Raw genomic sequence first — 14,875 nt, 5'->3', positions numbered from 1 at the left:
CCTATGCTGGAACAACTGAAAACTTATATAAAGAAAAAGGATACCTATTCAAGGAAATTGATGCCCGAGATATTCGTCGTGGGGATGTCTTTATTTCAGGAAATGAAGGATATTCACTAGGTGCAGGTGGGCATACTGGTATTGCTTATAATGACAATAGTATCTTGCATTGTACTTATAAATTAGATGGGATTTATCTAACTCCGATAAAAGGATATACGGCTGAACATAAATATCCTGTTCGTTGGTTTAGAATTGTGAACCGATAATAGTTTATAAATAATGGCATAATAGCTGATTCAGTATGAATATAGGCTGCCCACTCAAAGTTAGATTTTTAAAGCTAGCTTTGAGTGGGCATTTTTAATGGATTTGTAGGAGTTTAGCTATTTTCATAACGTTTTTTCGTTCTTAAACACAAAAAAGACCGATAATAAATGTGCTTATCAGTCTAGGTAATGCAAAAATTAGCGTTTAATCTTCTTTTTTTGGACGCGGTGGACGTTTACCCCAGAATTGGAATAAGTCTGTACGGATTGCCCCATTGTATAATTTACGTTTTTTAGTGGCTTTTTGACCATAGTGATTTTCAAATGTTAAGTCACTTGTTAGGATATATTTACTCCATGTTTCTAATGGTTTGTATGTTTGGCCCATATCACGATAGATTTGGTGGGCTTGTTCTTCCGTTAACATACGGTCACCATATGGCGGGTTAGCCACGATAACACCATTTGTTTTGGTAGTGCGGAAATCCTTTAATTGCATTTGTTTGAAAGTAATTTGATCAGCAACGCCAGCATTAATAGCATTTTGTTTGGCAATTTCAATCATTGAAGCGTCAATATCGCAACCTAAGATATCTAACTGGACATCGTGGCGGATGGCTTCACGTGCTTCTTTACGTGCAGCAGGGAAGGCGTCTTTATTGAAGAAGGTCCATTTTTCTGCAGCAAAGTTACGTTTAATACCAGGAGCGATGTTTTTACCGATTAAGGCAGCTTCGATTGGAATAGTTCCTGAACCACAACATGGGTCATAGAATGGTTTGTCTGGGTACCAGTTTGTTAATTTGACAAGGGAAGCGGCCATATTTTCTTTTAATGGTGCGCCACCTTTATCAACACGATAGCCACGTTTGAATAAACTTGTACCACTTGTATCGATTGTTAAGGTTACCACATCTTTTAAGATGGCAACTTCGATAGGGTATAAAGCGCCTGTTTCTGGTAAATATGTTTTACGTGAATAGGCTGTGCTCATACGATTTACGATTGCTTTTTTTACGATTGATTGACAGTTAGGAACACTGAATAAGGTTGATTTAACTGATTTTCCTGATACTGGGAACTCTGCATCGATTGGTAAGATTTCTTCCCAAGGTAATGCTTTTGTTTGTTCGAATAATTCGTCAAATGTTTTTGCTGTGAAACGTCCGAAGATAATTTTTACACGGTCAGCTGAACGTAACCAGACATTTGTGCGTGCAATGTCGTAATCTGTTCCTTCAAAGTAAGCTTTTCCATTTTCAACCTGGCATTCATACCCTAAATCGCGCAATTCTTTACCGACTAGAGCTTCGATACCAGCAGCAGCAGTAGCGACTAATTGATATTTTTTCATAGTAATCTCTCATTTCTGTTTTCTTATTTATTAAAATTTTACATAATAATCTTAAAAAAGGTCTGAGATTGCTCTCAGACCAAACCTGTTGTAAACTTCTATAAGCCATGTTCTGTTCCACTAATTGTCAGGTGCAATTAGCTTCAGTAATCATCTGTCTACACAAAATGTGCCTCTTTTTTCGTTTAATTCCTATTAAGAGTGCCCCTACCAAATGTTTGGGTTGCTCGCTCGAGGGGTTTACCGCGTTCCACCATTATCGTTTCCAATAATGCTTCGTCACTGTGGCACTTTCAAGAATACTTTGGCATAGCATGAGCCGTAGCCATTTTTTCTGCCGTCAATATAAAATTGCCTTAGCTTATTGTTTCGCTAAGCACGAACACTACAAGCATCTCAGCCTGTGCGAGCATGGACTTTCCTCAGCCTGCATTAGCAGACCGCAATTACTCAAAGTTTACAAATTAATATTATGATAATGGTTTAATGACTCTTGTTTCTCCAAGTGAATCATTAGAAGTAGGGGATATTGGTGTATCCGCTTGTTCACGTGATTCTGGCGCAAGTTTTGAGTCGAAAACATGCTTTTCTAGGTTTGATAATCGTTTTAAAATATCAAAGTTTGTAACACCTGTCGTTGGAATTCCTGTTGTGCGTGTTGTTTTTGATACTTTGGCTTGTCTTGATAATTCATCAACTTTAGCAACTAAACGTTCATTTTCAGCTTGTAAGAATGTGATTTCTTTTTGGAAAGCATCATAATCACGGATGACGATATCTAAGAATTGATCAACTTCTTCTATATTAAAGCCACGGAATGAGTGTTTGAATTGCTTTTGTAAAATGTCTTTTGTATTCAAGCTAGTTTTTAGCATAAAATAGCACCTCGTAGTTCATAGTAGTTATATACTGAAACGCTCACGATTATAGTCGTAAGGTTCTGTGGTAGGAGATTGTTAATAGTTGCTTCTAATAGTAATCTTGCCACAGATTTTAACGGTACTTGAAGTTATTACCACTTTTTGTACCTATAGGCTCGTTTCAAAGCCTTTTTAATGATACCTTTTATCTCATGAGTTTAACTATGAGGGGTAGGTTCATTTTTATAAAGTCATCTATTTAATAATACTAAAAAAAGCTCTTGAATACAAATGATTAAAGCGATTTCATACGGATATTTAAAAATTTTTATAAATTTCATGTAAAAATAAGTAGAATTCCACTGAAAATAAGTCTGAAAATTCTTAAGAGGCGCTTTTTTTGTAAATTTTCTTATAATGTTTCATAATATTTATTGACTATGATACCATATTAGTAAGCTACTAGAAAAGAGGTTTTTCAAATTGAGTGAAAAAGATACAACTAAAATAGCTATTGAAAAGAGTCGTCAAAAGATTAATGAGCAATATAATCCCAAACGTGCAAGTGAGGAAAAGCGTTTGGAATTATTAGAAAAAAGACGTCAGCGCTTAAACGGTGAGCAAGATCCTAAAAAAATGGATGAAAAAAAGCGCCTAGAAATATTAGAAAAGCGTCGCAAAAGGATGAAAGAAGCAACTGCAACTGTTAAAAAAGCTGACGAAGAGAAGCACAAAGAATTTTTAGCTAAGCGTCAAGAGAGACTAAAAGCAAATAGAAGCATGAAGCGTGTAGATGAAGCTAAGCGCCAGGAGTTCATACAAAAACGTCAGGAGCGCTTAAATGGGGTACCAGTCGTCCAAAAAGCAGATGATAGCAAACGCCAAGAATTCTTACAAAAGCGTCGTGAGCGTCAAGCGCAAGTAAAGAATAAACGTGACGACCGTGTGGAAGATGTAACTTTAGAACGAAAAAAAGTTGGCAACCCCAAAAATGAAGTAACTGAATCAAAGCGCCAACAATTCTTGCAAGAGCGTCGTGACCGCCAACAAGCTAATTCTGTCAATAAGGTATCCAAAGCTAAGCGCCAAGAATTATTAGCCAAACGCCCAAGCAAACTAGTAACAAAAAACGAACCACGTAAAATGAATGAAGAAAAACGTCTTGAATTCATTCAGAAGCGCCGTGAAAGATTAGCCAAGGAACAAAACATTCTCACAGATAAAAAGCTAGCGAAATAGTAAACTAACGAAAAAACGAAATAATACACTAACGAAATAACGAAGCAAACAATGAAACAAACAACGAAGCAAACAATGAAACAAACAACGAAACAAACAACGAAACAAACAACGAAACAAACTAAGTAATAGCAACAAACAAAAACGCCATATCGAATGGAAAAACTAAAGGTCACTAACATTAGTAAGCACCAAGCACCACTCTCAAATAAAAATAATCAGTAAAACTAGTACCAGTCACTATGAAAGTCTAAAATCATTCGTGAAGTTGCCGTCGTTTTACGGTATAATGGAAGTAATTTTCTAGGGAAGGAATTTATATAATATGACAGTAATGAATTTAACAAAACGTTTAGAGCAAGTCGCAACTTATGTACCACAAGGAGCGATTGTGGCAGATATTGGTTCAGACCACGCCTATTTACCAGTATATTTAAAGCAAAAAGGCCAAATTGAGGCTGCAATTGCCGGTGAGGTAGTTAAAGGACCTTATGAATCAGCAGTATCTTCAGTGAAAGAAGCCGGCTTAACAAAAGACATCGAGGTTCGTTTGGGGGATGGTTTACAAGTCATTGAAGCAAAAGATGGCGTAAGTTGTGTTACGATTTGCGGTATGGGTGGGGAGTTAATTGCCTCAATTTTAGAAGCGGGTAAAAAAGGTGGCCACATTACTGGTCAAGAGCGCTTAGTATTACAAGCGAATGTTGCCGAACATTTAGTAAGAAAATGGTTAGTAGCTAATAACTACCAAATTATCGCCGAAGAAATTTTAGAAGATAATCACCGCATTTATGAAATTATTGTTGCTGAACAAGTAGCAGAAGCTGTGGTGTATTCTGAATTAGAAATCCAGCATGGTGTCTTTTTAACGAAAGAAAAGCCAGCATTAGCACGCGCAAAATGGCTTGGATTAATCCAAAAGAATCAATATGTCTTAGATCAATTAGCTAAAAGCTCAACACCACAAGTTGAAAAAATGAAAAAAGTACAACAAGAAATGGACATGTTAAAGGGGTTGTTATAAATGGCAATTACGGTTGGTCAATTTATTAAACGATTTGAACAATTTGCACCAAAACATTATGCAGAACCGAAAGATCCAATTGGTTTGCATTTTGGTAAAATGGATCAAGATATCAATAAAATTATGGTAACGCTAGATATTCGTCCAAGTGTTATTGAAGAAGCAATTGAACAGGGTGTTGATTTTATTATGGCGCATCATCCACCAATTTTCCGTCCGATTAAGAATTTTAATACGGCTGACCCACAAACGGCGATGTATGCTGAAATTATTAAGCATGATATTGCTATTTACGCTGCGCATACGAATTTAGATATTGCACCTGGTGGAATGAATGATTGGTTAGCGGATGCGATTGGTTTACAGAATTGTGAAGTCTTAACGCCAACGCATACATTAAATATGGTGAAAATAGCTGTCTTTGTGCCACGTGTAGCGAGTGAAGAAGTTCGTGTAGCGATGGGGAAAGCTGGCGCAGGTCATATTGGCGATCATTATATTAATTGTTCATATACATTAGATGGGATTGGTCGCTTTACACCAACAGAAGGAGCTAATCCAGCAATTGGTGAAGTAGGTAAGGCGGAAGTTGTCGCTGAAGAAAAGATTGAAGTTGTCTGTTCAGAAGCGCAACTATCAGGTGTTATAAAAGCGATGAAAGAAGTACATCCCTATGAAGTACCAGCTTATGATGTCTTCCCATTGAAAAATGGTGGCGAAACAATTGGCTTAGGTAAGATTGGTGAATTACCAGTTGCATTGCCTTACGAAGAGTTCTTACAATTGGTAGCGAAAAGTTATCATGTAACGAATTTACGTCATATTAAACCACGTAAGAAAGAAGACTTACTTGTGAAGCGTGTCGCTGTTCTAGGCGGTTCAGGTCAAGATTTCTTTAGAGATGCAATTCATAAACAAGCGGATGCCTATATTACGGGTGATATCTCATTCCATTATGCTCATGATATTCAAGAGAGTACGATGGCAGTTGTTGATCCGGGGCACCATATTGAAAAGATTTGTATTCCAGAGTTAGAAAAATTAATTCGTCAATGGATTGCGGAAGAAGATTGGACAGTCGAATTAATGAAGTCAACTACTTATACTGAGCCATTTGAATTTTTTAGTTTATAATTAAAGTGAGTTAGATTTGTGCAGTCACTGTTTATAGTGGCTGTTTTTGTTTGGAAATATTGCTAAAAAGTAAGCGTTTTATGGTATGATATATATGGATTTAGTCAATTAATAAAGGGGTGTCTTTATGGATAAGAAAAAAACAATTTTAGCCTATGGAGATTCGAATACGCATGGTTATGATGCAGATAGTGGTAGTCGCTTTAGTGAAGAGGAACGCTGGCCGGAACTGTTAGATCAGTATTTAGGGGCGGATTTTTCTGTAAAGGAAGAAGGCTTGAATGGGCGTACAACGGTTTTTACGGATAATTTGCAAGAGGGACGCAATGGACTATTGTATTTGGCACCGGCTATGGAAAGTCATGAGCCACTTGATTTAGTAATATTTATGTTAGGAACGAATGATTGTAAGGATCGTTTTCATTTATCAGTTGAAGAAATAGCGGCAGGTATGGAATTATTAGTACAAAAAGCGATTAGTCATCACGTTGCCTGGCGAGATGGGAAAGCGAATATATTACTTTTAGTGCCTGCTCCAATCGAAGAAGGTTACAAAGATACAGATGTTTACCAAGCGATGGGGGAATTATCATTAGAAAAATCTCGTCAATTAGCACCACTCTATCAAGAGATTGCCAAACGTTATCATTGTCACTTTTTAGATGTGGGTAGTATTCCAGGCATTAAAATGAATACCACTGATTATATGCATTTAAGCTCTGAAAGTCATCAATTACTAGCACTAGTCTTAGCGAAAAAAATTAGTGAAATTTTCAAAAAATAATGAGGAAAATATAGAAATCCTAAGTATGCAGTGCTTACAAGATTTTTCTTTTGTGGTATGATAGAACATGAAAATAAGCAATTTTGCTTACAAATTATATGAAAAGAGGAAATAAGTATGTCAGACAAATTAGTAGAACGTTTTATTTCTTACGTAAAAAAAGAAACTCGTTCAAATGAAGAAAGCACAAGCGTACCTTCAACACCTTCACAAACAGAATTTTTAAAAGAAATGGCGGAAGAATTAACGGCACTTGGTTTCCAAGAAGTATTCTTAAATCCTAAAAATAGCTTTTTAACAGCAACAATTCCAGCAACAACAACGAAAGACATTCCAGTAGTTGGCTTTATCGCTCACGTTGATACGGCTGATTTTGAAGCTCGCAATGTCAAACCACAATTCCACGAAAATTATGATGGTTCAGATATCGTTTTAAATGCGGAACAAAATATTGTTTTATCTCCAAATGATTTCCCTAACTTAAAAAATTATATTGGTAAAACAATGATTACAACTGATGGTACAACTCTTTTAGGAGCAGATGATAAAGCTGGTGTAGCAGAAATCGTTACAGCAGGATCTTATTTATTACAACATCCTGAAATTGAACATGGTAAAATTCGTGTAGCATTTGGACCTGATGAAGAAATCGGACGTGGCGCTGATTTATTTGATGTTGAGCAATTTGGTTGTGAATTTGCTTATACAATGGATGGTGGACCAGTTGGCGAATTACAATTTGAAAGCTTTAATGCAGCAGGGGCAATCGTTAAAATTCAAGGTAAAAACGTTCACCCAGGTAGCGCAAAAGACACTATGTTAAGTGCTTTAGATGTGAGCCGTCAATTCCAAAATGCTTTACCAGAAATGATGGTGCCTGAACACACTGAAGGACGCGTTGGTTTTATTCATTTATGTGAAGCTCATGGAACGGTTGAAGACGCAACATTAGTCTATATCGTTCGTGATCACGACCATAAATTATTTGAAGATAAAAAACAATACTTACAATTAGTAGCTGACCGCTTGAATAAAGTGTATGGCGAAGGTTGTGTAACCGTTGAATTATCTGACCAATACTACAATATGGCTGAAGTAATCGAAAAAGACTTCCGTGCAGTTGATATCGCAACAGAAGCAATGGAAAACTTAGACATCAAACCAATTATCGAACCTATTCGTGGTGGTACTGATGGCTCTAAAATCTCATTTATGGGCTTACCAACTCCAAACATCTTTGCAGGTGGTGAAAACTTCCACGGTCGTTACGAATTCGTAGCTGTAGAAGCAATGGAAAAAGCACGCGACGTTATTATTGAAATCGCAAAAGTAATGGCAAAATAATAAAAATATTAATCTGAAAGCTTTCTATCACAAGACTGGTAGAGAGCTTTTTTCGTGCCAGAAAACAAATTGGAGCGGTACAAAAATAGGTTGTCGTAAAATAAAAAGTTAATTAAGCGCACAAAAAAATCCCACCCATAAAGGATGAGATATAGCTTATTTTGAAAAATGTTCATGATACCAATCTGTTAAATGTAAGGTTAAAAAATGTAGAATAGTCATGACAATCGTTAAAGCAGTTGTGATGACTATAGCAATTTGTAGTCCTTTGAATGGTAAAAATGATACTGCTGCAGGTAATTCTGTTAAGAAACCATAATTAGCATTTAAAATAATGTCGGCAATAAAGATTGCTAGATTCATATCAATTGTATAACGAACAATATTCTTTACAGAAAGTTCTGAACGTTGCGTAATGATAATGGTACTTGTGTAAATTAAGCATAAATGCCCGAATACAAATGAAAAATTAGTAATATGTGGAAATGAAAATGGATCAAAAGCAGGAATACCAAAGGCAGTAGCCGCACCAATAAATCCTAATAAACCAAAATAATCCATTAATTTTTCTTTTCCTAAGAAATAACAAATAACAATACCAAACATAGCAATTCGACAATGATAAAGTGGCAAACCGCCTTGAATATATTCATATTGGGTCACAATATACCATGAATTTAACATAAATAATTGCAGAGTTAATAGATAAATTCCTATTTTAAAGGCTTTTTCACTACGTCGTAAAATAAATGCTGTTAAGACAGTTAACAACATTAAACATACAATTCCCATTTGTAATCGTGGTGATACGTGAAAGGGGCCATCTGGAATTGATCTGAAAAAATATTCAAACATACCCGAACTCTCCTTTTTTTTCTAATAAAAACTTTCATGTGTATATCAATGTTACCAAATATACCATGAAAGTCAAACAAAAAAGTGTTAAGTTTTTTTATAATTTAGGTTGGTTATTTCTTAATTTATTAATAATTTCTTCTTTAGGTGTAATATAAGTATTTTGTTGGCCTTCATAAACAACAAATCCTGGTTTTGCGCCATTAGGTTTTTTGATATTTTTAACGACCACATAATCAACTGGTACTGTTGCAGAATGACGGAATTTTGAGTAGTATGCTGCTAATGTTGCGGCTTCACCGATTGTTTCTTCGCTTGGATTAGCGGATTCAACGATAACGTGTGAACCAGGAATATTTTGGGCATGTAGCCATAAGTATTCTTTTTTAGCTTTTTTCAAGGTTAATTGGTCATTTTGGATATTATTACGTCCCACTAGAATGCGTGTTCCGTCTGTTGCATAAAATTCATATGGTTTTGAAGGTTTTACTTTCATACGTCCTTTTCGAGTGGATGGGCGTTTTAAGTAGCCACTGGAGATTAGTTCTTCGCGAATCATTTCAAGGTTTTTAACGTCAGAATCTTCAATTTGAACGATAATATTTTCGATGTAGTCGATTTCTTCTAATGTTTTTTGTTTTTGTTCTTCGATAAATGCGATTGAATTACGTAATTTTTGGTAACGTTTAAAGTATTTTTGCGCATTTTGTGAAGGGGTTAGTCTTAGTGATAAGGCGATTGTTAAAGGTTTATAATCATCGTAAAAGTTATCGACGGTGATTTCTGTTTGGCCTTTTTGTACCATGTGTTGGTAAGTATTTAATAATTCTCCTTTTATACGGTAAATTTCCGCATTTTCAGAGCGTGCTAAGTCTGAGTCTAATTTAACTAGTTTGTCACGGTTCTTTTTCAATTCTGTTTTTAGCATTTGTAATAGATTACCAGCTAATTGTTGGATACGTTCGGTTTGTAATTTGTGAACGTAATAGTCTTCTAATAAGCTAGATAAATTTGGATATGTTTTCATGTCGCCAGTTAAACTTGTATATGGGAATGGTGTGAAGTAAGACTTATTCCCAATGATTGTTAGGGTTGGTTGTAAGTTGTCGTTACCTTCTGTTAAGTATCCATATAAAGCTTCTGCAAGTGAGATATTTTGTTTTTCGTGTCGTTCGGCAATTTCTATAGCACTTAAGGAACTAATACCTTGGAAAGTTTGCATTAAGCGTTTTTCGGCTGTTTGATTGTGGTCGGTTAGTTGTAAGATGGTATCTAATTCGAACAAATCATAGGCGAATGGGTTTTTCTTTTGTTGGTGGGGCGGTAATTGATAAGTTGCCCCAGGTTGTAAAGTACGGAAGCTATTTTGTGATAGGGGAATCCGTTTTAAACAATCAACAATTTGATCATTAGTGCGATCAATTAAGAAGATGTTACTATGACGTCCCATTAATTCAATGACTAAGCGCCATTTTGCTTTGTCACCAAGTTCGTCTCGTGTATCAACATCCATTTGTAAGATGCGGTCGGCTCCTAATTGGCGGAAATCTTTAATAATTGCACCTTCTAAATATTTGCGTAAAATCATACAAAAGTTGGGTGCTGTTTCTGGGTTATCTGCTTTACCATTCATAAATTGTACGCGAGCCATCATTGCGTGGACTGATGCCACTAAATAATAATTTTTGCGATTTGAGCGAATGGTAAATTGAAGTTCTGTTGAAAGTGGTTGGTGGATTTTTGTGATACGGCCACCGATAATTTCATCAGCAATTTCTTTGGTCATCCAATGAGTCATTAAACCATCAAATGTCATTTCATCACGTCCTTTCTAGACTGTCATTTTTTAGTATACACTGATTGATAAAAAAGTAAAATAAAAGCTCTGAAAATTAATGAAAAATGCTTTAGAATTAGTGATAGTTTATTGTGGAAATCTAATGAAAGAGGGTAAGGGATTTTTGTGTGGGGATGATATGTATCGTTAGGATGAATAGCTGACATTTGGAAGAAATAAAAAAAGTAAACGCTTTAAAAAAATATATAAAGGGCTAGAATAAGTCTGAAGCAAGGACTATAATTGGGGTATAGATACGAGAAATAATCGTATTTTTGTATAAAAGCAGTAAATAGAATTTAAGAATAATGCAAAAGAAAGTCAATTATTGATAGTAAAGGATGTGGCATGTATGTGGAAGTGTAAAAGGTTAACTGAATTAAGTGCAATGGAGTTGTATCAGATTTATAAGGCGAGGGTAGAGGTCTTTGTGGTGGAACAAGTCTGTCCTTATTCAGAGGTTGATGAAGATGATTTGGAGTGTTTGCATATTTTTAAAGAGCAAGATGGAAAAGTGGTGGCATATGCACGATTGATGACACGTGCTGATTGTTTTCAAATTGGCAGAGTATTAGTCGTTAAAGAATGTCGCAAGCAAGGTTTAGCAAGAGAATTAGTGACAGAAACGATTCGAAAAGCTCGGGAAATGAATCCAAAATTCCCAGTTTATGCACAAGCTGAGGCCTATTTAATTGAGTTTTATCAATCATTTGGTTTTGAGGTTACTTCTGAAATATACTCAAAAGATGATCAACCTCATATTGATATGGAATTGCCTAGAAGTTGTTGATACAAGGTAAGAATATTTTTGTATGCAAGGGAATTTCGGTGGTACTTGTATTTTTCTGCAATAATATGAATAGATTAACTTAAAGGATGTGGCGTATATGTGGAAGTGTAAAAGTTTGGCAGAGTTAACCTCAGTTGAGTTGTATCGGATTTATAAAGCAAGAGTTAATGTGTTTGTGGTAGAGCAGACTTGTCCTTATCCGGAAGTGGATGAAAGTGACTTGGATTGTTTGCATATTTTTCAGGAACAAGATGGTCGGGTGATTGCTTATGCACGGTTAATTAGAACAAAAAAACGTTTTAAAATTGGACGTGTATTAGTGAATGAAGCTTATCGTGGTCATGGTTTGGCGCGTGAATTAGTGCAATTTGTATTAGATAAAGCAAGTGAGATTGATGCAAGTTTACCAGTCTATGCGCAGGCACAAGCTTATTTGGTGGAGTTTTATCAATCATTTGGATTTGACATAACCTCAGAAGTCTACTTAGAAGATGAGATACCGCATGTGGATATGGAATTAATTCGCAAGTAATTATCAAATTCAAGTAGAAAGGCGGGGGTTGGTGTGAGTAAGAGAAAAGAGAATATCAGATATTTAGTGAGGGGGATGCATGATGCTGCGCCGATTGCTTTAGGATATTTTGCGGTGGCTTTTGCAATTGGTATTACGGCTAGAGAGGTTGGGTTAACGACTTTTCAAGCATGGTTAGCTAGTCTACTTGTGATGGCTTCAGCGGGTCAGTATGCAGGTTTTTTAATTATTGGTTCGCATGGTTCATTGATTGAGATGGCGTTAATGATTTTGATTGCGAATGCTAGGTATTTTTTGATGGGGTGTGCTTTTAGTCAAAAAATTGATCCCAATGAAGCTAAGTATCATCGTTTGTTGATGGCGCATGGTTTGACGGATGAGATATTTGCTTTAGGAATTGCTAAAAATGGTTATGTTCATCCGTTTTATCAATATGGTGCGATGCTTTTGGCGATGCCGGGCTGGTCTTTTGGGACAGTGGTTGGTGTGATTGCTGGTAGTATTTTACCGCCAAGTGTTGTGGCTGCTTTAGGTGTAGCATTATTTGGTATGTTTATTGCGATTATTATTCCAGCTGCCAAAGATGATCGTTCGATTGGGATTGTAGTGGTGACAAGTTTTGTGGTGAGTTTAGTAACGACAAAATGGACGATGTTAGCTAGTATGTCACCGGGTACAAGAACCGTTATTTTAACGATTATTTTATCGGTTTTAGCGGCTTTATTATTACCGTTAAATGAAGAAGAGCGAAAACAAGAGGAAGCAGGTGATCCTTATGCATAATAATTATACTTATATTTTTGTGATGGTCTTGGTGACGTATAGTTTGCGTGTTTTGCCATTGACCTTGATTCGCCAACAGATTACTCATCCATTTGTACGTGCTTTTTTATATTATGTGCCATATGTAACACTATCGGTCATGACTTTTCCGGCAATTATTTTGGCGACGGATAATCCAATTGCAGGGATGGCGGCTTTTGTGATTGGAGTGATTTTCGCATGGTATAAACATAATTTGCTGACGGTTGCTGTGGTGTGTTGTGTGACGGTCTATTTAGCGGATTTTCTTTTGGCTATGATGTAGGGTGAGGTAGCGAAAAATTTAAAAAATATTACCAATGAATATCCTAAGTTTTACTATAGGGAGTAGTTTACATAAAATCGCACATTATTCATGATTTCAAGCAGGCTTAAGTGGTCTGCTTTTTTTAATTGGGTGCTGACTGGGTGGCATTTTTTTGAAAAATTAAAAAATATTTTGCATCGTTCAAAAGTCAAGAGAGCTAAGGGTTTAGGGGTGGAGTTTGTGAATTTCCTAGTGACAATCGAAAAGAAACTACTTGCATTTTTTTATGAAAGAGGCTATTATTTTGAAAACATATTAGCTCAACTAGTTATGTTTTGAAAAATCAAAAATCATTTAGGAGGTCATTTTATGGTATTACTAAACACAACGATTGCAGGGTATGAATTTGATAATTGCTTAATGAATGCGGCGGGGGTCTGTTGCTATGATCATGAAGAATTAACAATGGTAGATCAATCTAGTGCTGGGACATTTGTGACAAAATCAGCCACAAAAACTAGTCGTGAGGGCAATCCTTTACCGAGATATCAAGCAGTTCCACTTGGTAGTATTAATTCCATGGGCTTACCAAATTTAGGATTAGATTATTATTTGGATTATGTTCGCCAATTAGAAAAGCAAACTAAGAAGACTTATTTCTTATCAATGACAGGACTTTCAAAAGAGGAAACATTGGAGATGCTAAAACAAGTTGAATTATCAGATTTCAAAGGCATGGTTGAGTTGAATCTTTCGTGTCCAAATGTTCCTGGGAAACCACAACTTGCCTATGATTTACCAACTACAGAAAACTTACTAACTGAAGTGTTTGCATTCTTTACCAAGCCGCTAGGAGTAAAATTGCCACCATATTTCGATATTGCTCATTTTGATGCAGCAGCTGAAGTTTATAATAAATTCCCATTAGCTTTTGTGAATTGTGTGAATAGTATTGGCAATGGCTTAATTATTAATGACGAAACGGTTGTTATTAAACCAAAAAATGGCTTTGGCGGAATTGGTGGCGATTATATTAAACCGACTGCCTTGGCTAATGTTCATGCATTTTACCAACGTTTAAAGCCATCCATTAAAATTATTGGAACAGGTGGTGTTAAAACGGGGCGTGATGTTTTTGAGCATATTTTGTGTGGCGCAAGCATGGTTCAAGTGGGGACAGCTTTAGAAAAAGAAGGCGTAGAAATATTTGCCAGATTATCACAAGAATTAACAGAGATTATGCAAGAAAAAGGTTATCAAACTATTGAAGATTTTCGTGGTAAATTACAATATTTAGCCTAAAATTTGAGAAAGTGCTTGCATTTTGATTTTATATCATCTAAAATAAATAAAAAGTTCCAGAGAGAGCTTCCTAAATGGCTTCCGCATGAAGTCTAACAAAGCTAATGAAGAAGATTACGAGAGAATCGCTGATTATTAGCTAGAACATTCTACTTTAACTTAGTCCAGAGAGGCTGACAAGCAGAAAAGCATTAAGATACCATATAATGATTTTTCAAAATAAATAATACAGCAATACTGTGTTCATTTATTGTCAGCCCAAGGACAATAGATGGGCTTTTTTTGTGGGCTCTTTGACAAATAGGGTTGATGAAACAAAATAGATATCACGCAGCAGTTAGCTGTGTGGTGTCTTTTTTTGGTGTGCCAAGCATGGCACTAATCTAACTGGTGAAAGTCCAGTCACGGGTATTTACCGCCAAGTGTAGCGAACCACAAGTTGGTATCAGAAATGGTATAGATGAAGGAAGTGGTGTAGCAAA

General features: G+C 36.0%; 15 protein-coding genes and 1 other RNA gene. 11 read left to right on the top strand and 5 right to left on the bottom strand.

Annotated features, from left to right (window positions below; genetic code table 11):
- Positions 1–269: peptidoglycan amidohydrolase family protein (locus BMX09_RS08870; protein WP_281242687.1), on the top strand; the 269-nt coding region annotated here is incomplete at its 5' end.
- A gap of 205 nt (positions 270–474) precedes the next feature.
- Here the strand turns inward: BMX09_RS08870 and BMX09_RS08865 are convergent.
- From BMX09_RS08865 to gpsB, 3 genes are all read right to left on the bottom strand, one after another.
- Entirely contained in the window at positions 475–1,623 is a 1,149-nt protein-coding gene (locus tag BMX09_RS08865; protein ID WP_089747817.1) for a THUMP domain-containing class I SAM-dependent RNA methyltransferase, read from the bottom strand.
- Between the two features lie 96 nt (positions 1,624–1,719).
- Positions 1,720–2,081, bottom strand: an RNA gene (gene rnpB / locus BMX09_RS08860) — RNase P RNA component class B.
- 12 nt (positions 2,082–2,093) lie between these two features.
- Positions 2,094–2,498 (bottom strand): cell division regulator GpsB, encoded by a 405-nt coding sequence (gene gpsB, locus BMX09_RS08855; protein WP_089747815.1) that lies wholly within the window; start codon positions 2,496–2,498, stop codon positions 2,094–2,096.
- 468 nt (positions 2,499–2,966) lie between these two features.
- On the opposite strand from gpsB, the gene BMX09_RS08850 reads away from it, so the two are divergent.
- The 5 genes from BMX09_RS08850 to pepT all read left to right on the top strand — a co-directional run bounded on the left by BMX09_RS08850 (position 2,967) and on the right by pepT (position 8,008).
- Positions 2,967–3,722, top strand: coding sequence for a hypothetical protein (locus BMX09_RS08850; protein WP_089747813.1), 756 nt, complete (start codon positions 2,967–2,969; stop codon positions 3,720–3,722).
- Positions 3,723–4,047: 325 nt separating this feature from the next.
- On the top strand, positions 4,048–4,746 hold the full coding sequence (locus BMX09_RS08845; RefSeq protein WP_089747812.1) for a tRNA (adenine(22)-N(1))-methyltransferase: 699 nt from the start codon (positions 4,048–4,050) through the stop codon (positions 4,744–4,746).
- Positions 4,747–5,880, top strand: coding sequence for a Nif3-like dinuclear metal center hexameric protein (locus BMX09_RS08840; protein WP_089747810.1), 1,134 nt, complete (start codon positions 4,747–4,749; stop codon positions 5,878–5,880). It abuts the gene before it with no gap.
- 127 nt (positions 5,881–6,007) lie between these two features.
- Positions 6,008–6,664: an SGNH/GDSL hydrolase family protein gene (locus tag BMX09_RS08835; RefSeq protein ID WP_089747808.1), complete on the top strand. Its 657-nt coding sequence runs from the start codon at positions 6,008–6,010 to the stop codon at positions 6,662–6,664.
- A 117-nt stretch (positions 6,665–6,781) separates the two neighbouring features.
- A complete protein-coding gene (gene pepT / locus BMX09_RS08830) occupies positions 6,782–8,008 on the top strand; it encodes a peptidase T (protein ID WP_089747806.1) in 1,227 nt (408 codons plus the stop codon).
- 156 nt (positions 8,009–8,164) lie between these two features.
- Here pepT and BMX09_RS08825 read toward each other — a convergent pair whose 3' ends face one another.
- Both BMX09_RS08825 and BMX09_RS08820 read right to left on the bottom strand, forming a co-directional pair.
- Entirely contained in the window at positions 8,165–8,863 is a 699-nt protein-coding gene (locus BMX09_RS08825) for a YwaF family protein (RefSeq protein WP_089747804.1), read from the bottom strand.
- Positions 8,864–8,960: 97 nt separating this feature from the next.
- Positions 8,961–10,679: an Rqc2 family fibronectin-binding protein gene (locus BMX09_RS08820; RefSeq protein WP_089747803.1), complete on the bottom strand. Its 1,719-nt coding sequence runs from the start codon at positions 10,677–10,679 to the stop codon at positions 8,961–8,963.
- Positions 10,680–11,052: 373 nt separating this feature from the next.
- Between BMX09_RS08820 and BMX09_RS08815 the strand changes: the two genes are divergently transcribed.
- From BMX09_RS08815 to BMX09_RS08790, 5 genes are all read left to right on the top strand, one after another.
- A complete protein-coding gene (locus BMX09_RS08815; RefSeq protein WP_089747801.1) occupies positions 11,053–11,490 on the top strand; it encodes a GNAT family N-acetyltransferase in 438 nt (145 codons plus the stop codon).
- 97 nt (positions 11,491–11,587) lie between these two features.
- Positions 11,588–12,022 (top strand): GNAT family N-acetyltransferase, encoded by a 435-nt coding sequence (locus BMX09_RS08810; protein ID WP_089747798.1) that lies wholly within the window; start codon positions 11,588–11,590, stop codon positions 12,020–12,022.
- Positions 12,023–12,055: 33 nt separating this feature from the next.
- A complete protein-coding gene (locus BMX09_RS08805) occupies positions 12,056–12,805 on the top strand; it encodes an AzlC family ABC transporter permease (protein ID WP_218138944.1) in 750 nt (249 codons plus the stop codon).
- A complete protein-coding gene (locus BMX09_RS08800; protein WP_218138943.1) occupies positions 12,798–13,109 on the top strand; it encodes an AzlD domain-containing protein in 312 nt (103 codons plus the stop codon). Before BMX09_RS08805 ends, BMX09_RS08800 begins: the two co-directional genes overlap by 8 nt.
- 351 nt (positions 13,110–13,460) lie before the next feature.
- Complete coding sequence (locus BMX09_RS08790; protein ID WP_089747788.1) at positions 13,461–14,393, top strand: dihydroorotate oxidase; 933 nt, start codon at positions 13,461–13,463, stop codon at positions 14,391–14,393.
- Positions 14,394–14,875 lie beyond the last annotated feature (482 nt).

Origin of the sequence: Granulicatella balaenopterae, from assembly GCF_900111135.1 — a bacterium.
In the GTDB taxonomy this organism is placed as follows: domain Bacteria; phylum Bacillota; class Bacilli; order Lactobacillales; family Aerococcaceae; genus Granulicatella; species Granulicatella balaenopterae.
The sequence above is the reverse complement of the archived record's forward strand: the minus strand, read 5'-3'. Positions and strand labels throughout refer to the sequence as shown.